This is a genomic window from Mesorhizobium sp. M1E.F.Ca.ET.063.01.1.1 (genome assembly GCF_003998155.1).
GTDB lineage: Bacteria > Pseudomonadota > Alphaproteobacteria > Rhizobiales > Rhizobiaceae > Mesorhizobium.
Genome location: NZ_RZSC01001354.1, coordinates 1 through 804, shown reverse-complemented (window position 1 = coordinate 804; position 804 = coordinate 1). Strand labels below are relative to the sequence as shown.

General features: G+C 59.8%; 1 protein-coding gene and 1 pseudogene. One reads left to right on the top strand and one right to left on the bottom strand.

The genetic code is table 11. The features are described from left to right. Window positions 1-352: RNA polymerase-binding protein DksA (gene dksA, locus EOA29_RS38535; protein WP_245468792.1), on the top strand; the 352-nt coding region annotated here is incomplete at its 5' end. 249 nt (window positions 353-601) lie between these two features. On the opposite strand, the pseudogene EOA29_RS38530 reads toward dksA, so the two are convergent. Then, window positions 602-804: pseudogene (locus EOA29_RS38530) on the bottom strand (hypothetical protein); the annotation flags it as partial.

The following is an 804-nucleotide window of genomic DNA, read 5'->3' as shown; positions in this document are numbered from 1 at the left end:
GTTCATGAACGAACGGCAGAAATCTTACTTTCGCATGAAGCTTATCACCTGGAAGAACGATATCCTCCGGGAAGCGCGTGAAACCCTCGAAATCCTCCAGCAAGAAAACGCCAATCATCCCGACCTAGCCGACCGCGCCTCTTCCGAAACCGACCGTGCCATCGAATTGCGTGCTCGCGATCGCCAACGCAAGCTCATCTCGAAAATCGATTCCGCGCTGCAGCGCATCGACGAAGGCACCTACGGCTATTGCGAGGAAACCGGCGAGCCGATCGCGCTGAAGCGGCTCGACGCCCGCCCCATCGCGACGCTGTCGATCGAAGCGCAGGAGCGTCACGAGCGCCGCGAGTAGGTCTACCGCGACGACTGATGCAGGCAGGCTGGAATTTGTGAAAATGGCCGGGATTCCCGGCCATTTTGTTTTGAGGAGCTTTTTGCCGGAAAGTGTTGGAGAACGGGCGTCCGCCGATTGCAGCGCGGCTGGAACGGTTCAGCGGTTCTTGGAATCGCTGAACTGCTCCAACCGTTTGTTTTCACGCAATTCCGGACGGAAAACCGCTACGCACTTTTCCTGGAATTGCTCTCGAAGGCCGTTGCCGGATCAGCGCTTGTGGCTGGCAAGCTCGCCGAGAAGCTTGGTCATCTCGTCATCGAGCGAAGGCTTGGCCGCCGGCGTTCCGGTCGCCGGCTTGGGGTGCGACTCGTCCAGCGATGCCTCGAGTTCGTGCATCAGCGTGTCGTCGATCGAATCGTTGGAGGGCGGCGGCGGGGAATGCCGGACGCTGCCGTTGCCCGTTCCATAGG